Annotated in this window: 14 protein-coding genes; 4 read left to right on the top strand and 10 right to left on the bottom strand. The window is 41.6% G+C overall.

Annotated features, from left to right (window positions below; all coding sequences use genetic code 11):
• Positions 1–171: 171 nt before the first annotated feature.
• Positions 172–3,261: a transglycosylase domain-containing protein gene (locus D5F11_RS06125; RefSeq protein WP_120115501.1), complete on the top strand. Its 3,090-nt coding sequence runs from the start codon at positions 172–174 to the stop codon at positions 3,259–3,261.
• Positions 3,262–3,380: 119 nt separating this feature from the next.
• On the opposite strand, the gene D5F11_RS06120 is transcribed toward D5F11_RS06125, so the two are convergent.
• The 8 genes from D5F11_RS06120 to D5F11_RS06085 all read right to left on the bottom strand — a co-directional run bounded on the left by D5F11_RS06120 (position 3,381) and on the right by D5F11_RS06085 (position 15,393).
• The gene (locus tag D5F11_RS06120) at positions 3,381–5,123 is read right to left on the bottom strand and encodes an ABC transporter ATP-binding protein (protein ID WP_120115502.1); all 1,743 of its coding nucleotides are present in this window, start codon (positions 5,121–5,123) and stop codon (positions 3,381–3,383) included.
• Positions 5,124–5,864 carry a MerR family transcriptional regulator gene (locus D5F11_RS06115; protein WP_185830528.1) on the bottom strand — a complete coding sequence of 247 codons (741 nt, stop codon included), beginning with the start codon at positions 5,862–5,864 and terminating at the stop codon, positions 5,124–5,126.
• 247 nt (positions 5,865–6,111) lie between these two features.
• Positions 6,112–7,110 (bottom strand): catabolite control protein A, encoded by a 999-nt coding sequence (gene ccpA, locus D5F11_RS06110; protein ID WP_120115504.1) that lies wholly within the window; start codon positions 7,108–7,110, stop codon positions 6,112–6,114.
• Between the two features lie 279 nt (positions 7,111–7,389).
• On the bottom strand, positions 7,390–7,803 hold the full coding sequence (locus tag D5F11_RS06105) for a YtxH domain-containing protein (protein ID WP_120115505.1): 414 nt from the start codon (positions 7,801–7,803) through the stop codon (positions 7,390–7,392).
• A gap of 35 nt (positions 7,804–7,838) precedes the next feature.
• Positions 7,839–8,345 carry a DUF948 domain-containing protein gene (locus D5F11_RS06100; protein ID WP_120115506.1) on the bottom strand — a complete coding sequence of 169 codons (507 nt, stop codon included), beginning with the start codon at positions 8,343–8,345 and terminating at the stop codon, positions 7,839–7,841.
• 198 nt (positions 8,346–8,543) lie between these two features.
• On the bottom strand, positions 8,544–9,863 hold the full coding sequence (gene murC, locus D5F11_RS06095) for a UDP-N-acetylmuramate--L-alanine ligase (protein WP_120115507.1): 1,320 nt from the start codon (positions 9,861–9,863) through the stop codon (positions 8,544–8,546).
• Positions 9,864–10,068: 205 nt separating this feature from the next.
• Positions 10,069–11,166 carry a nicotinate phosphoribosyltransferase gene (locus D5F11_RS06090; RefSeq protein ID WP_120115508.1) on the bottom strand — a complete coding sequence of 366 codons (1,098 nt, stop codon included), beginning with the start codon at positions 11,164–11,166 and terminating at the stop codon, positions 10,069–10,071.
• Positions 11,167–11,253: 87 nt separating this feature from the next.
• Entirely contained in the window at positions 11,254–15,393 is a 4,140-nt protein-coding gene (locus D5F11_RS06085) for a DNA translocase FtsK (RefSeq protein ID WP_126646510.1), read from the bottom strand.
• A gap of 124 nt (positions 15,394–15,517) precedes the next feature.
• On the opposite strand from D5F11_RS06085, the gene D5F11_RS06080 reads away from it, so the two are divergent.
• Positions 15,518–16,117 (top strand): YhcN/YlaJ family sporulation lipoprotein, encoded by a 600-nt coding sequence (locus tag D5F11_RS06080; RefSeq protein ID WP_120119594.1) that lies wholly within the window; start codon positions 15,518–15,520, stop codon positions 16,115–16,117.
• A gap of 217 nt (positions 16,118–16,334) precedes the next feature.
• On the opposite strand, the gene D5F11_RS06075 is transcribed toward D5F11_RS06080, so the two are convergent.
• Together D5F11_RS06075 and D5F11_RS06070 are read right to left on the bottom strand one after the other, a co-directional pair.
• The gene (locus D5F11_RS06075; RefSeq protein ID WP_120119593.1) at positions 16,335–16,601 is read right to left on the bottom strand and encodes a YciI family protein; all 267 of its coding nucleotides are present in this window, start codon (positions 16,599–16,601) and stop codon (positions 16,335–16,337) included.
• Between the two features lie 82 nt (positions 16,602–16,683).
• Complete coding sequence (locus D5F11_RS06070) at positions 16,684–17,646, bottom strand: 2-hydroxyacid dehydrogenase (RefSeq protein ID WP_120119592.1); 963 nt, start codon at positions 17,644–17,646, stop codon at positions 16,684–16,686.
• Between the two features lie 101 nt (positions 17,647–17,747).
• Here D5F11_RS06070 and D5F11_RS06065 point away from each other — a divergent pair, with 101 nt between their 5' ends.
• Both D5F11_RS06065 and D5F11_RS06060 read left to right on the top strand, forming a co-directional pair.
• Positions 17,748–18,212 (top strand): LytTR family DNA-binding domain-containing protein, encoded by a 465-nt coding sequence (locus D5F11_RS06065; RefSeq protein ID WP_120119591.1) that lies wholly within the window; start codon positions 17,748–17,750, stop codon positions 18,210–18,212.
• Positions 18,213–18,218: 6 nt separating this feature from the next.
• Complete coding sequence (locus tag D5F11_RS06060) at positions 18,219–18,623, top strand: DUF3021 domain-containing protein (protein ID WP_185830527.1); 405 nt, start codon at positions 18,219–18,221, stop codon at positions 18,621–18,623.
• Positions 18,624–18,711 lie beyond the last annotated feature (88 nt).

The raw sequence follows: 18,711 nt of genomic DNA, 5'->3' as shown, positions 1-18,711 counted from the left end.
TCATCTCCCGCTTACTCATGGGCTACGCCCTTCACATTCCTTGAAGTGGGAGTCTCCGTCGGGAAATGATAAAAGGTATTGTAACCATTTTAATTGGGATTGTCAAATTCCTCCGAAAAAAGAACTTCCTTATGCTATAATAGTGATGATTTCCAGGAGGTATTTTTTATTATGCATAATTTTATCAGTAAACTGCGGGAGCGTGCCAGGCAATTTTCTAACGGGTTAGACACTTTAGACTCTAAAGATGTTAGAAAAAAAGCTAGAATCACTTATGGAGTTGTATGGAACATTATTCTTCTAACAGTGATTCTCTTTTTCCTTGGAGGCGTTTTTGCAGGAGGAGTAGGCGCGGGATATTTTGCCTCCCTTGTAAAAGAGGAAAAAGTTCGCCCTGCTGCAAACATGAAAGACGATATTTTTCAATATGAGGAAACATCCAAGCTTTATTTTGCCAATAATGTGTACCTTGGAAAACTCCAGTCGGACATTGACAGAGAAGAAGTCAAGATAAAGGATGTTTCTGATTATGTGAAAAAAGCTGTAATTGCCACAGAAGATGAGTATTTTTATGAACATGGCGGTGTTGTCCCAAAAGCTTTGATGAGGGCTGTTTATCAAGAATTGACAAACTCAGCTGTCCAATCAGGCGGGAGCACGCTGACACAGCAATTGATCAAAAATCAGATTTTAACGAATGAAGTTTCATTTGACCGTAAAGCAAAGGAAATTTTACTTGCGTTAAGGCTTGAAAAGCTTCTAGAAAAAGATGAAATTTTAGAAGCGTATCTGAATGTGACAACGTTTGGGCGTAACTCATCGGGTCAAAACATCGGAGGAGTCCAGGCTGCCGCCAGAGGCATTTTTGGAGTTGATGCGAAAGATCTTAACTTGCCTCAAGCCGCTTTTATAGCAGGCTTGCCGCAAAGCCCTTTCATGTACACCCCGTTTGCCCAAGGAGGCGGAATTAAAGAAGAAAGTCAGCTTGAGCCAGGGCTGAACCGGATGAAGACGGTCTTATATAGGATGTACACCGAAGATTATATTACGAAAGAGGAATATGACAAGGCCTTAAAGTATGATATTGTGACCGATTTTATCAAACCGCAGCCAAGGATATTCGAAAAGTACCCATACCTTACAACTGAGATTGAAGAACGTGGTATTGAGGTCTTGACAGAAGTTCTTGCCAAAAAGGACGGTCACAGCAAAAAAGATCTTGAGAAAAACGGTGGAAGGCTTAAGGAAAAGTATGAAAAGCTCGCAAGACGGGATATCAGACAAAGTGGATATCACATCCACTCAACCATCAATAAAGAGATATACGACAAATTTCAAAAAGTAAAAGACGAGTATCAAAATTACGGATATACAAAGGTTACACAAGTAAAAAATAAAGAAACAGGAAAAATGGAGGAAAAAATTGAACCTGTTCAAATCGGGGCCATTTTGATTGAAAATAAAACCGGAAAGATTTTAAGTTTTGTTGGAGGCCGCGATTATAAATTGGAAGCACAAAACCATGCAACCCAGGCTAAGCGTCAAAATGGCTCAACGATGAAGCCGCTGCTTGTCTATGCACCAGCGATGGAAATGGGTTTAAGTGCACCAGGTGCTGTCGTGGCGGATATCCCAATTTCCGCTGGCGGGAAAACGTTCAGAAACTATAGCGGCCGCTTTTATGGACTTGTCTCCTCCAGGGAAGCTCTAGCCAAATCACATAATGCGTCAGCAATCTATACGTATTTAAAAACAATCGATAAAAAACCTTATAAATATGTGGAGAAAATGGGCATCTCCACTTTAACAGATACCGATAAAACCACCTATGCTGCCGCGCTTGGTGGGGTTCAGAAAGGGATCTCTGTTGAAGAAAACACAAATGCTTATACTACATTCGCCAACGGTGGTAAATTTGTCGATGCTTACATGATCGACAAAATTACGGATGCTGACGGAAAAATCGTTTATGAGCATAAAGTGAAACCAGTAGATGTCTTCAGCCCTCAGACAGCTTATTTAATGACCGATATGATGAGGGACGTGTTCAGATACGGAACTGCGTCTGCCGTTCCAGGAATGCTGAAGTTCTCTTCCGACTGGGCAGGAAAAACAGGTACGACAAACGGACCGAATGATTCTTGGCTGATCGGCTCAAATCCTAAAGTAACCTTCGGTACATGGATTGGTTATGATGAGCCGTCACCTCTTTCCAGTGACGGAAGTGAGAGCATGCGTAATTACGGAATTTGGGCCAGACTGATCAACGGCGCCTATGATGTGGCTCCTGACCTAATTAAGACGGACAACAGATTCAAAATGCCAGGAGGCATTGTCAGCCGTTCGTACTGTGCAATATCGGGACTGCTTCCATCAAAAGCATGTTCGAATCTCGGTCTTGTAAAATCCGATATTTATAATGCAAAATATGTACCAACAGCGGTAGATGACAGTCTGGGCAACGGACGCTACGTTACAGCAGGAGGCAGGAAATATATGGCTCTTCCGGAAACGCCTGATGAGTTTACCAAACCAGGCGGAATGCTCAGTCCGAACTTCATCAAGCGGATCTCACTTGGAAGATCGATTGATCCTTCCTATCTGATCCCACCGAATGACGAACGCTGGAAAAACCTGCTTGCTGCCGGCGCTGTTCTCCATGATGACGGAAAAGCACCTGCAGGCGTAAAGGTCTCCATTTCAGGTGGCACAATTTCATGGACGCCTTCTCCAAGCTACGATGTAGTCGGATACCGTGTGTATTCTCAATCCGGCAAGAAGATTGCTTCCGTCACATCAGACGGACCACTCTCCAAAAAAGTTGGAAAAGGATCGTACTACGTCGTTGCGGTAGACATTGCCGGACGGGAATCGGCTCACTCAAATAATACTGTTGCAAAAAAAGAAACGAAGAAAGATAAAGAAGTGATGGAAACATCCGCTACTGCCGATAAAAAGGAAAAAGAAAAGAAACAGCAGGCTGAAAAGGAAAAGATAAACGCTGAGAAAGAGAAAGCCACAGCAGAGAAAAAGAAACAGGAAGAACAGAGGAAAAAGCAAGAGGAAGAAAAGAAACGACAAGAAGAGAAACAGAAGAGGCTGGAGGAACAAAAGAAGAAGCAAGAAGAACAGAAGCAATTGGAAGAACAAAGGAAAAAACAGGAAGAAGAACAAAGACGACTTGAGGAAGAAAAGAAACGTCAGGAAGAGGAAAAGAAAAAAGAGCAAGAGAAACAAAACAACGAAAATGAGGGGAATTAAATCCCCTTCCTCCTCATCTTTCCGAAAAAGCGCTGAAGACTTTTAAGATAAGTCATCAGCGCTTTTGATATTCGGATAAAACCAGCGATTCGGCGTGGGGGCATTTTTTCAAGGTCCCCCTACATTGCCGCTTGAGTTTTCATTTGTTGCTGGACAAGCTTTTGGTACAAAGTGTGAGACTCCATTAATTGTCTATGTGTTCCGGCTCCAGATACGGTCCCATCTTCAATAACAATGATTTGATCCGCCTCCAATATTGTGGATAGGCGATGAGCAATAATAAGTGTTGTTCGACCAGCCATTAAATGCTGTAAAGCACTCTGAACAAGTCCTTCTGATTCACTATCCAAATTGGAGGTCGCTTCATCCAGCAGCAAAATTTTAGGATTGCGCAGCAAGGCACGAGCAATCGCAATTCTTTGCCGTTGTCCGCCAGATAACTTCATTCCGCGTTCTCCAACCTCTGTATCATATTGATTTGGCAGATTTTCTATGAATCCTGCAGCATTAGCCAACTCAGCCGCTTGACGAATTTCCGCTTCATCAACGGATTTTTGGAGACCATAGCAAATATTATCTTTAATAGTTCCCGACATAATCGGACTTTCTTGTGACACATAACCGATTTTCTCACGCCAGTTTGTTAGCTGAAGTTTTTGTATATCCATATTCCCAATATTAATACTTCCATGTTGAGGTTCATAGAACCGCTCAATCAAGGAAAAGATCGTTGTTTTCCCTGAGCCGCTCGGCCCCACGAAAGCAACTGTTTGCCCGGGCTCAATCTGAAAGCTCAGATCCTTCAATATTGTTTTTCCACTTTCATATCCGAAGCTTATACGATCAAATATAATCGTTTCTTCGTGATTTGTTTTCCCTTGATTATGGTCTCTTTCAATAGACAAATTTAAAAGGTCTTGGATTCGCTCTGTTGCTCCCATAGCTTTTTGATAGTTTGTAAAAAACGTGGCAAGCTGGCTAAAAGGAATAACAATCTGAAACATGTAGATGATGATAGCAACAAGAGAGCCCGCAGTCAGATCTCCTGATGCCACACGTGCTCCCCCATATCCAATCAAAATAACCAGCACAACCATTAAGATGGTCGTCATGAAGGGGGAAACAATCGCTTGAATTTTCGCTTCCTTTAAACCAAAACGGAATAACTCCTGAATACCTTTATAGCCTTTTTTTCTTTCCAGCAATTGTCCATTATAAGATTTCACTAATCTGATATCACTAAGGACACGCCCAAGATGTGCATTGAATGAAGCCAGTTCATCCTGGGTTTGTTTCGAGATTGAGTAAACCTTCCTTCCTAAAGGAAACAATACAATCATAGATATAGGAATGGAGCAAAGCATGATCAAAGTCATTTTCCAATCAATCATAATTAAAATGATTAAGGCCCCAATAATAGAGACAATTCCTGACACTGATGAGACAAGGTGGTTGGTAATGAGCATTTTGACTGTGTTCGTATCCTGGGTAACACGGCTCATTGTTTCGCCTGATTGGTGTTTATCAAAATACGGAATTGGCAGTTCAAGTATATGGTCCCAAAGTCTTTTTCTTATATTAGAAACAAACTGTTCACCGATATAGGACATTAAATAAAAAGAAACTCCCCCGGAAATCGTTTGGATAATAAATGCACCCAATAAGAGAAGAATTAAACTCATTTCTATCCCAGACTTAGCGACCTGATCCACTAAGTTTTTGGTGAATAACGGTACAATTAAACTGGCGCCCGTTTCAAGAAGACTTAATAGAATGGCAAAGCCAAGTACCCCAATCGCCGGTTTACCAATTTTTATGAGTTGAATAAAGCTAGATCCTGATTTTTTATGCGTTGTCTCCATTTAATTCATCCTTTGCTCCAAATATATCTCCATGGCCTTTTGAAGGTATCGTTCTTCTTGTTCGGTAAATGGTGATGTGAAGAAGGGTAAATAATCCTCGACGGGAATTGACTCAAGTTTCTCGTAATCAAAATCTTTTCCGAGTAAATCAAAGACAATAGTAACCAGTTCGTGGATATTCGCTTGCAGCTCTGGGTCATCTAGCTCGCAAGTATGAATTAAATTTTTGATCTTTTGAATGGCCATTGTAGATCGTTTGTTGATTTCAAGCCCATTTTCTTCGTACACTTCCATTACATGATCGACTATTTGATTTGGTAAATAATCTCTCAGCCAATCAAATTGTTCCCTTTCATTCAAAATACTATGGATGAGATAATGTAAAACCGGCGAACTCATTTCACCTTCTTCGGTAATTTCAATCGCATGATCCAATGCTTTGATGACTTGGTTCAGATGCTCTTGTTTTTGAATCATAAGCTTTTTTTGGAACTTTAATGAATCCTGCAAATTTCCTTTTTCATCCTTTAATAAAGGTTCAATGTCCTCAAGAGTAAACCCTAAATATTTTAACGAAATAATCTGTTGAAGAGGTATCATATCTTTATCTTCATAATACCGTCTACCAGTTTCGGAAACTCTACTTGGTTTTAATAAATTTTTTTCATCATAATATCTAAGCGCCCTTTGCGTAGCTCCAGTTAGCTTAGAAAACTCACCAATGGAATAATACTTTTTCAATCTGATTACCCCCGTTCCATTTACTACTCTTACTTTACATCTTAACGTAACGTTAGAATCAAGTGTTTTTTTAAATTTTAAAAAATAAAAAAAGAACAAGCGATATATCATAACCATAAACGCTAGTTCTTCTCTTCTTATCTCTCCGTCGTTGAAAGATCAATCGTCGGCAGGTATTATTTTTTTGCTCTTCGAAGCTAATCATCAAAAATCCGGACAGCTGAAGAGCCTGTCCGGACTAATTTAATTATTTGGTTGAGCCTCTGAGCTCAATCCGATGTGGAAGAACGACAACGTTCTCCTGAACCTTTTCTTTGTTCATATATTTAGTTAACAGCCTCATTGAAACCGCTCCAATGTCATAAAGCGGCTGAACAATTGAACTCAATTGAGGACGTACCATAAGCGCCAGCTTCGTGTTGTCTGATGTGATGACTTCAATGTCATTCGGAACTGATAATCCATCATCCTGAGCACCATGCATAACACCAAGCGCCATTTCATCATCGCCTGATACGATGGCTGTCGGCCGATCATCAAGTTCTTTTAATTTTTTCCAGCCTTCAAGACCTGATTCGTACGTATATTCACCTTCAATGACGTAATCTTCCCGGAATTCTATGCCGGCTTCTTCCAGTGCCTGCTTATAACCGACAAGTTTTTCTCCGTGGTTGATTAAATCACGCATCGGCCCCATCGCAAAAGCGATTTTTTTATGGCCATTTTCAATAAAATAATTCGTCGCATCAAATGTTGCCTGACGATAATCGATATTGACAGATGGAATGGTAGCGGAAGCTTCCATTGAGCCTGCCAAAACAATCGGTACAGGAGAACGCTTCAGTTCCTGTACAAAATCATCAGTAATATTTTGGCTCATGACGATGAGGCCGTCTACCTGTTTGCCGAGCATCGTGTTCAAGAGGTGAAGCTCTTTGTTCACATTTTGGTCAGAGTTGCTCAAGATGATATTGTATTTATACATCGTAGCAATATCTTCGATCCCACGGGCAAGCTCCGCATAGAAAATATTCGCAATATCAGGTATGATTACCCCTACAGTTGTTGTTTTTTTGCTGGCAAGACCCCGTGCAACCGCATTTGGCCGATATTCCAGCCTTTCAATCACTTCAAGCACTTTTTTTCGAGTGGCAGGTTTTACGTTTGGATTACCGTTTACCACTCTCGATACAGTGGCCATAGATACATTCGCTTCGCGCGCCACATCATATATCGTAATATTCATCCTCATCACTCTCCTGTATACAACTACGCCCATATGGTCATTTTAGTTTCACTATATTAATTATAATTTTCCATTCTCTCATAATCATACGCCAGAGTACCACTTTCTTGCAAACCTATTGTCCTTCTCGTCAAGAAAATTTCATAAAAAACGGGCGGCCTAGAAGTTAGCCGCCCATTTTTTATGGATTCATTGGATTATTCACTTGATCCGCCATTTACTCCGCTTTTTGAGGTGCTTCCTCATCTGCTTGCAAAGTTTCTGACTGGGCTTTATCAGCTATTTGGTATGGTCTGCAGTCAAGTCAACCGTCTTCTGTATAGTATCTTGTACATCATCTGCACTTTTGTTTACATTCTCGGCTACTTCATCAATTGCTGTTTTAGTCGTATTGCGAAATTGATCAGCTTTATCTTTGACTGTTTCGGCCAAGCTGCTGCCCTTCTCCATTGCCGATTGGCGAATTTGGCTTGTTTTTTCCATTGCGGTGGATGTAAAATCTGAACCTTTGTCCATGACTGTTTCTTTCCATTCACCGGATTTCTCTCTAAGAACATCGATCTGATCGCATAAATCACTACGCAGCTCCCTGCCGGATTTCGGAGTGACCAATAAAGCCGTAGCGGCTCCTACAATGCTTCCCACTAATATTCCCGTCAGAAAATTACCAGTACCATTATCTTGATTGCTCATACTTTTTTCATCCTCCTTAATAGATTAAACTCGCCTTAACCTCTTCCGCCTTCCAACTGTTGAGTATGAATAACAACCTCTGATTGGCTGCCCTTCTTTTTGTCCTTCGCTTTCTTCTTATCTGACCATTTGTCTTTCAGCTCTTTCAAAGCAGTACCCCATTGAACAATTTGAACGATTTTATCTTCATTATTGACAACGGCGGATGACACGGATCTTGTTACCTTTTGTAAAGAAGTATTTAAATCTGAAACTGTATTTCCTACACCTTGGACGGCATGTCCGACACCCTGTATGCCATCAACCACTGTTTCAACCTTCTCTGCTTTTTTCTGGATATCTTCCGCAAGAGCATTGGTTTTATGTAGAAGTTCCGTTGTTTCACTTGTAACCCCTTTTAGTTGACCTTCAAGACCAACCAACGTTTCAGATACACTTTCCAATGTCCCTTTCACTGCTTTTAATGTTTTTGTCAAGCTGATTACGAGAATCAGGAATGCAATTGCTATTAAAGCAACACTTAAGTAAAGAATAATTTTCATCAGTTCCACACCTCCTGTATACAACAACTCTACCCTGTTTATTATAAATTAAACAGCCAGTAAACATCTTCTTTCCTCTACTCTATTTTCCCTTTATTTTTCCTAAAAAAACACAAAATCTTCATTTTTTCGATTTAAAAAAGAAGATGCAGGAAACACACCTTCTTTTTCTCTTCGCCAATGACAAATTCCTGTTTATTATTGCGCTTTTTTCAGTTGTTGCTGCAACAGGTTTTCGTAAGCGATTTGAAATTTCTGTATATCTCCCGCTCCCATGAAAATCAGGACGGAATCGTCGGTCATCAAAAGAGGGGATGTGTCTTCTTCCTTCAGGATTTCGGCTCCCTCGATTTTGTCTTTTAGATCCTCAATCGTCAGTTCCCCATGATTTTCACGGGCCGAACCAAAAATGTCACATAAGTATACTTTATTCGCCTCGCCTAAACTTTCACCAAATTCTTGTAAAAACGTCCGAGTCCTTGTAAAAGTATGGGGCTGGAACACAGCGACAATTGGACGATCTGGATATTTCTGCCTTGCTGCATTAATTGTCGCTTTGATTTCAACAGGATGATGAGCATAGTCGTCGATAAGGATTTGATTGCCTAGCCGTTTCTCAGTAAACCGGCGCTTCACACCATTAAATGTCAATAATTGCTGCTGCAGGACCTTTGTGTCTAATTCTTCATAGTGACATAGGGCGATAACGGAGAGCGCATTTAAAATATTATGATCTCCGTAGGTCGGAATTTCAAAAGAGGCGTAAAAATGATTACGTACAAAGACATCAAATTTCGTTCCAGATGTTGACTTTTCAATATTACGGGCCTGGAAATCATTCCCTTCACCAAATCCGTAGAAAAGGACTGGAACGCCCGCCTGGATTTTTTGCAACTGTTCATCATCACCAAAAGCGATGATCGCCTTATTGACCTGGAGTGCCATCTCCTGAAATGCTTGGAACACATCATCCACATTGGCAAAGTAGTCAGGATGATCAAAGTCAATATTTGTCATAATAGCGTAGTCCGGGTGATATGATAAAAAGTGTCTGCGGTATTCGCATGCTTCAAATACAAAATAAGCTGCATCCTTTTCACCTTTTCCAGTACCATCACCAATTAGGAATGAAGTGGGCTTAGCCCCTTTCATAACATGGGCAAGCAGTCCGGTTGTCGACGTTTTTCCATGCGACCCCGTAACTCCGATGCTTGTAAATTTTTTCATGTGTTCCCCTAAAAATGTGTGGTAGCGGATGACTTCAATTCCCTGCTTTAATGCTTCTTCGATTTCTTCGTGAGCATCCGAAAAAGCATTACCGGCAATTATAGTCATTCCAGGTTTTATATTTTCACGATTAAATGGTAAAATTTTTATTTTCAAATCATCAAGCGCTTCTTGGGTGAAGAAATATTTTTCCACGTCGGACCCCTGCACCTTATACCCCGAATTATGAAGAATTTGCGCGAGAGCGCTCATTCCGGTGCCTTTGATACCGACGAAATGGTATACAGTCATAACAGAACCTCCAGCGATCGTCTATCTGTATGTATTATATGAAAAAAATTGAATTTTGCTCAAACGCCAATAAGCCTTAGTCCTCTTATTATGAACTGCCGGCTGTGCCCATATGTAAGCATTACAGATAGTTTTATTATTATGCCATTATATCATTGAACTGAAACAGTTACTATTCATTCTTCCTTTTACAAAAAACAATTCTTCAATCCACCTTTTCAAGACGCGGGTTAGGACGATATCTTCTCCCCGCTTTGGCAGAATGTTCCCCGTTCAATAGTACACAATCCCCGGTGAAACCGATATTGATTTTCAGCAAGCTACTTCCAATCCCATACATATCTACCGGGACACCCATTTTTTCAAATTCAGTAATTCTTTCCACATTAAATCCGCCTGAAACAACAATTTTGACATGTTGGAAATCTTCGTGATCCAAAGCTTCCCTCAAGGCAAAAATGAGGTTTGCGTTTACTCCGCGGGGATCAAAGGTGCCGAGCAAATGTTGATTTCTAAGAAAGTACTTATCAATCATAGTTCTTGATGTATCCACCCGGACCCCTTTCAATTCTGAACCGAATTCGCGAGCCAGCTTCAAAGAATCGGTGATCACGTCATTATTATAATCGACCAGAGATACCAGTTCATCTTCTGGAAAAGTCGTATGGTAGGCTTTAGTCGCTTCCACAATATCACCATTGAACAGTTGAATCATCGCATGAGGCATCGTGCCTATGCCTTTCTTTCCCCACCATTCGTTCATTGCAGGTGTTGCTTGTGCTGTAGAACCTCCAATATATGCTGCATATCCGTCACCAGCCTGTTGTGTAAAGTGATCATCACGGTCTCCCATAAAAATCACCGGCTTCTGTTCTCCAGATAACGCTGCCGCTTTCGAAACATTATAGACATTTGTCGCTACGGATGTACGCCTTGAGAGGATTCCATCAATGATTCCCTCAAGGTATCCGAAGTTCTGATAAGGTCCTGTAACGGTGAGAACTGTTTCAAACGAGGTAATTTTATCCCCATCTTTCAGGGAATAGATTTCCAGTGTTTCCGGATCTTTTGCAAAATTTTTCAAAAGGGCGATCGCCTCATCTGTACCGCATAGAACAGCATCTTTCCTTTGAAAAAATTGCATGGTCACGATGTTATCTTCTTTATAACGCTTTGCGATTTCTCTTGTTTTCAAAAAATATACAGCTGAAAACCAGCCGTCTTTTACACGCTCATCGAATTTAAATGTTTTATTAGTTAACCTCTTTATTTTGCCCTGAAGCTTCAGTTCAATTTCCTTCATGTCGGATACTCCTTGTGCTACATTAATCTCCAATAAAAAAGGGGAAGCCTTTGTTCCCCATTAACAAATAGAATAACATTTTATCATCTAATGTACTAGGGAATCTTTCAATAAATCAAGCTCCGCCTCTTTAATGAGCACGTCCCGGGGTTTGCTTCCCTTTGCCCCGGAAATGACTCCCTGGTCTTCCATCATCTCCATCAATCTAGCAGCACGGTTATATCCAATTCTAAATTGTCTCTGTAATAAGGATGTGGAAGCATTTCCTTGTTTTACTACAAATTGGCATGCATCCAATAAAAGTTCATCTTCGTTTTCCTGGATTTCAGCCTTTTTCAAAAGCTCATCCTGTTGGAAGATGTAATTCGGCTTTCCTTGATCACGTACATGATCGATGACCCGATCAATTTCCTCATCTGACACGAACGTTCCTTGGAGCCTTACAGGCTTGACTGACCCGTTATTTAAAAACAGCATATCCCCGCGTCCGAGCAATTTTTCAGCACCACTTACATCAATAACTGTCCTCGAGTCCACTTGAGAAGAAACCGCAAAAGCGATTCGTGTCGGTACGTTCGCTTTGATCAGCCCGGTAATCACATCAACGGAAGGCCGTTGTGTCGCAATGAGTAAATGGATACCGCATGCTCTTGCTTTTTGGGCAATCCTACAAATGGACTCCTCTACTTCAGCAGGTGCCACCATCATCAAGTCAGCAAGTTCATCAATAATGATCACGATATAGGGTAGGTGTTCGCTTTTCTGCCCTTTTGTTTCAGCTAACTCATTGAAACGTCCAATATCACGGACACCAGCATGAACAAAAAGTTCGTAACGCCGCTCCATTTCATCCACTGCCCATTTTAAAGCGGCAGTCGCCGCTTTTACATCCGTTATGACCGGACTGACTAGGTGTGGAATATGATTGTACGGAGCAAGTTCAACCATTTTCGGGTCAATGAGCATTAACTTCAGCTCATCAGGTCTTGCTTTATAGAGCAAGCTGACAAGAATAGAGTTGATGCAGACACTTTTACCCGATCCGGTAGCCCCTGCAATCAAACCATGAGGCATTTTCCGCAAATCCGTCACAACCGGCTCTCCTGAGATGTCGAGCCCAAGGGCGGCAGTCAAAGGAGAGTCTGCACTTTGAAAGGCTGATTCACCAATAATTTCACTTATTTGAACCGGGCGACTTTCCTTATTTGGCAGCTCGATTCCAATTGAACGAGTCCCAGGGATTGGAGCTTCCATTCGAATGTCGCGCGCTGCCATACTCAGTTTGATATCGTTGCTCAGATTGGTGATTTTATTGACTTTGACACCTTTATCCGGCTGCACTTCAAACCTTGTGACAGAAGGACCCTGGCTTGCTCTGACAACCCTTGCTTTCACATTAAAGTTTTCCATTGTTTCATCAAGAAGGCTCGCTTGTTCATTTAACCATTCTGTGTTTTCCTCTTTAAAAACGGGTGGCTTAAGAAGCGACAGGTCTGGAAATGTATAATGCACAGTTTCCGTGACGGATGTTTCGACTTCTTGCACTTCTTTAACTGGAGCCGAAACAGCTTCACTCTTAATTTTTTCCTTATCATTTTGCTTTTTCCAATTTGTCTTGTCTTGCGTAAGCATCAGTACATTAAATGGCAAGTGTGACCTCGGCTTACTACCAGAGCTTTCCTTAGCAGGTTCTTCCATTGATGGCTCCGCTACTTCAGCTTCTTGATCCAAGCTCATTTCTACTGCAGCTGCAGCCGCCGCCTCTTCAAAAGCCTCAAGCTCAGGGATAGACGAATCAGCGTCACGCACCACTGTCTCATCAATCTTTTTACCCTCAGCATTCATTAACGCTTCATCAATTAAGGCTGGCTCAATGTTAAGATTAGATTGTTTTAAAGCCATTCTCTCTTTTTCCGGTTCTCCAAGTTTTTCCTCTAGTTCTTCGGATGAGGACCGTTCCTCCGTCACACGAACTTCCTCTGCTGAAACCGGTTTTGCCTTTTCCGGCTGTTCTTCCGGTTTTTCGGATTCTTCGGCAAAAGCCGGTTCCTCTGGTTCTTCTCTTAATTCGGAGGAGAGCTGCTCTTCATTCTCACGGATTTCCTCGGTCGAAGCCGGTTTTGCCGTTTCCGCCTGTTCTTCCGGTTTATCGAATTCTTCGGTAAAAGCCGGTTCCTCTGGTTCTTCTCTTAATTCGGAGGAGAGCTGCTCTTCATTCTCACGGATTTCCTCGGTCGAAGCCGGTTTTGCCGTTTCCGCCTGTTCTTCCGGTTTATCGAATTCTTCGGTAAAAGCCGGTTCCGCCTGTTCTTCCAGTTTTTCGGATTCTTCGTTAAAAGCTGGTTCCTCTGGTTCTTCTCTTAATTCGGAAGAGAGCTGCTCTTCCTTCTCACGGATTTCCTCAGTCGAAGCCAGTTTTGCCGGTTCCGCCTGTTCTTCCGGTTTATCGAATTCTTCGGTAAAAGCCGGTTCCTCTGGTTCTTCTCTTAATTCGGAAGAGAGCTGCTCTTCCTTCTCACGGATTTCCTCAGTCGAAGCCAGTTTTGCCGGTTCCGCCTGTTCTTCCGGTTTATCGAATTCTTCGGTAAAAGCCGGTTCCTCTGGTTCTTCTCTTAATTCGGAAGAGAGCTGCTCTTCATTCTCACGGATTTCCTCAGTCGAAGCTGGTTTTGCCGTTTCCAGCTGTTCTTCCAGTTTTTCGGATTCTTTGGTAAAAGCCGGTTCCTCTGGTTCTTCTCTTAATTCGGAGGAGGGCTGGTCTTCCTTCTCACGGATTTCCTCAGTCGAAGCTGGTTTTGCCGTTTCCAGCTGTTCTTCCGGTTTTTCGGATTCTTTGGTAAAAGCCGGTTCCTCTGGTTCTTCTCTTAATTCGTAGAAGGGCTGGTCTTCCTTCTCACGGATTTCCTCAGTCGAAGCTGGTTTTGCCGACTCTACCTGTTCTTCCAGTTTTTCGGATTCTTTGGTAAAAGCCGGTTCCTCTGGTTCTTCTCTTAATTCGGAGGAGGGCTGGTCTTCCTTCTCACGGATTTCCTCAGTCGAAGCTGGTTTTGCCGTTTCCAGCTGTTCTTCCGGTTTTTCGGATTCTTTGGTAAAAGCCGGTTCCTCTGGTTCTTCTCTTAATTCGTAGAAGGGCTGGTCTTCCTTCTCACGGATTTCCTCAGTCGAAGCTGGTTTTGCCGACTCTACCTGTTCTTCCAGTTTTTCGGATTCTTTGGTAAAAGCCGGTTCCTCTGGTTCTTCTCTTAATTCGGAGGAGGGCTGGTCTTCCTTCTCACGGATTTCCTCAGTCGAAGCTGGTTTTGCCGTTTCCAGCTGTTCTTCCGGTTTTTCGGATTCTTTGGTAAAAGCCGGTTCCTCTGGTTCTTCTCTTAATTCGGAAGAGAGCTGCTCTTCCTTCTCACGGATTTCCTCAGTCGAAGCTGGTTTTGCCGACTCTACCTGTTCTTCCGATTCTTTTATAGCCAATTCCGTCTGTGTTTGATCAATCAAGTTGTCCTCATCAGGAGTTTCATCTTTTTCGTGAGAACCAGTCTGTAATATCTCTGGTATTTTTCCTTCAGATTCCTCACTCGTTTGCTCTATCTCGTGGTGTTGTCTCCATGTTTTTATTTCTAACTCACTATTTTGTGATTCAGGTTCATTTTTTTCATCCAAATCAAATACTGTTCTGTCTGTCTCCGACTTTACAGGCTGGTCTTCCAAAACAGCTTTTCCAATAACCTTCTCAGTATTTGCCGTTTCCTGTTTTACCTTTTTAAACCTTAATTTAGATTGGATGTCGTTTAATTCAAATTCAGGAATATGTGATTTTGGATTTACTTTTCTTTCTATCGGCCGATTAAATCCATAAACCGGGGAAGGGATGTGCGTCGGCTCAAACGGCTGACTGTTTTTTGGCTCAATCTTCCTTCTTCTTTGTTCCGTATCTCTCCTGTCTGCTTGCCTGTTTTGTCTTTTTTCATGGTTTCTTCTTTCATGGTTTCTTCTTTCGTCTTTTTGCTGCGTTTTAATCGGTTGCTTCTGTTTATCCGGGATTGAACTACCAGGCTGATCCTTAATCAATGGAAAACGAAACTCTCCTTTGGGATATTGGTAAATCATCCGGGTTTTCATTTCCTGCATTTCATGCTGTTCATTTTTATGGTTATTTTCTATATGCCATTCAGTTTGTTCATCAATTGATTTATCTGAAAAAAAATTTGAAAGAAATTTTTTCCACCAGTGCATATTCAATCACTCTTTCTTTCATTAAAGGTAATAACTGTCATCCATTTATTATAACAAAAAACGAATAATAATTGATCCGTTTGGAACATTAAAAAAGATTTAAGAAAAAAAGGAGGTTACCTAAATGAAATTTATCAAACCGCTTATTTACACAGGTTTGATATCTGTGGTATTGGCAGGCTGCGGCACTGCAAATAATAATGACCGCTTTACAAACGATGATAATCGTCCTCTTGGAGTCCGTTATAACCCTACGGATAACCGTGATGGGGCTAATAACATGAACGATGGCCGCACGGTCAACGATAACAGAACGGACGGGCTTGGAACAAATGTCAACAACAATGATACAGTCAACAACAATGATACAGTCAACAACAATGATGACCGTAACATTGACCTTGCAGATGACGTTGCGGATAAAGTGGTCGGCCTGAAAGAGGTTGATGATGCAAGTGTCCTTGTAACTAATCGAAACGCATACGTTGCAGTGAAGCTCAGCGGCCAGGGAAATAAAGAGATGACCAAAGATGTACAGAAGAAGATTGCAGATAAAGTTCGGGACACTAACCATAACTTTGACAATGTTTACATTTCAGAGAACCCGGACTTTTACGATCGGATGAGAGGATATGGCAATGATATTCGCAACGGTCGTCCAGTCGGCGGTTTCTTTGATGAATTCACCCAGACCGTACAACGCGTATTTCCTAACGCCAGATAAATAACAAAAACACAAGCGGCCATATAGAGATAAACACATTATGCCAAAATGCATAGACGACAGAGAAGCCGATTTCCTGTTGCAGTACTCCAGCCGCGACAGGGCATTCGCTTTATCCATACGAGGATGCGCGTTATCTGACTTTATGTCCTTTTGGCTGATAAGCAGTCCTTAAAAAGCCGAAATTTCAATGTGAAATTTCGGCTTATCTTTTGTATTATGAGTCGGACACCATGTCCCACTCATGGATTTCATAAGTTCTTGCATCGTTTACTACATAAGGATCTTCTTTAACCCATGATTCAACTTGTTCAAGGTTTTCTCCCTGATAAATGACAAGGCCGCCTGCTCCATCCGTGAAGCGGCCAAACATAGCCACTTTCTTTTCTTTTTTCATCCTTGCCAAAAATTCCAAGTGAGCCGGGCGGTGCTGTTGGCTTTTTTCTTCATCTTTCATTGGTAAAAAAACAGCAAAGTATTTCATTTTGTTCCCTCCAACTTTACTTTCTTGACGTATTATATCACGCTCACTAGCTGTAATAACAGCCGATGACATTTTTTATCAGCTAGTTCACCCTTTTTACCCTACCAGCACTAACAAGTACATTATATACATTATCTACGGCCAATTCAGCCATCTTCATTCTTGTTGCTATACTGGCACTCCCGATATGCGGCAAGGTTACTACATTCGGTAGCGTCAACAACGGGTGTCGTGGATTAATAGGTTCTTTCTCAAATACATCCAGTCCTGCAGCCCATATCATTTCATGTTTCAGTGCATCATACAGTGCTTCTTCATCCACAATTCCTCCACGCGCTGTATTGATTAGAATAGCTGTCTTTTTCATGAGGCGCAGTTCTTTGTCTGAAATCAGATGGTGAACCTCCTCACTATATGGCAGCAGAATACTTATAAAATCCGATTCCCTTAAAACATCGTTTAGCGCTGCGAATCTCGCCCCCGTTTCCTTTTCGACCTCAGGCTTCTGCGACCGATTGTAATATAGAATATTCATTCCGAATCCTGCCGCCCGTTTGGCCACCGCCTGCCCGATTCTGCCAAAACCGATGATTCCCAATGTCGCGCCATGAATATCCATTCCTGTCAATTGCATGGGTGACCATGTTCCCCATTTTCCTGTGCGAAGATAATCGGAAGCTTCAACTAGCCTCCTTGCTGTCGCCATCATCAAGGCAAATGTCAAATCTGCTGTTGTTTCCGTTAAAACCCCCGGCGTATTCGTAACAATGATTTGTCTCTTGGTTGCAGCTTCCACATCAATATTGTTGTAGCCAACTGCCATGTTGCTAATCACTTTTAAATTAGGAGCAGCATCCAGCACCTCTTCATCTATCGTTTCGGTCAACATGCAAAGCACTGCTTGTGCATCCTTTACTTTCTCAAGCAACACTTCCCTTGGAATTGCTTCCTCTTCTTGCCCCCACATTTCAATATAAAATTCACCCTCCAGTTTCTTTACGACACTAGCGGGAAGCTTACGAGTTATGTATATCTTTTCTTTCAAAACCTTTTCCCCTTTCTATATGCCTTTTTGTCATCTTACAATACTATTTCGACCACTTGCCATAAATCTCCTTTTCAACAAGATCACAGGAAATTATACTCATGGTGAAAGGAGTTGATGCAGTGAAAGTTAATGTGAATATCGATCCCAACATCAAAGAAGATGAAATTATAATCTCAATCAAAGAAATGAATACAAAAGTGGAAAAAATTTTGTCCATCATAACTGAAGAGGGTGCGAACGGTGTCATACCCTTACAACGGGAGGAGCGGGTGTATCTAGTGAACCCCCAGGAAATTTCTCATGTTTTTTCAGAAGACAATAAATGCTTTGCGTTTAGAGATAAGGAGAAATACCGTTATAAAGATACTTTGAAGCAATTCGCAGAACGGTTTAGACATAATTTCATGAGAATTTCTAAGTACTGCGTGGCAAACATATCCTGGATGGAATATTTTGAAGCTACTTTCGGAGGGAGCTTGGTCGTCGTCTTCAAAAATGGTGAAAAAGAAATCGTTTCCCGAAAATATGCCAAAGAACTAAAAAAAGCTTTATTGAAGGAGTGAATGATTATGTTGGTTTTTAAAGCAATCAGAAATATATTGATCGGATTTGGGATTGCAAATCTTTCCCTGCTCATCTTCATTTTAATTGCAGGTTTTAACGGCTGGACCCAAATGGATATGGGGTTATTGAGAACCCAAGTCATTGGCAGCATGGCCTACGGTGCCTTTTGCGGAATCGTTTCCCTTGTATTTGAAAGCGAGCGATTGTCGGTGTTTACGAAAACAAGCATCCAATTCTTTGGTTTTGTAACAGGCTATGGAATATTCGGATACTCCTTAGGCTGGTTTCATTCCCTTGAAAACATGCTCCTTATGTACACAATCTACATCGCGATATATATGATCATCTGGTTATGCATCTATTTTTTCCAAAAGCGATTGGCTGACGAGCTGAATAAAGGGATTAGATAGTGAGTTTGACTTTTTGAGAGCTTTTATAAGAGAGTTGGAGCTTTTATAAGAGAGTTGGAGCTTTTATAAGAGAGTTGGAGCTTTTATA

It is taken from the genome of Siminovitchia terrae (assembly GCF_003605405.2).
In the GTDB taxonomy this organism is placed as follows: Bacteria; Bacillota; Bacilli; order Bacillales; family Bacillaceae_C; genus Siminovitchia; species Siminovitchia terrae.
This window is presented reverse-complemented; position numbering and strand designations above follow the sequence as displayed.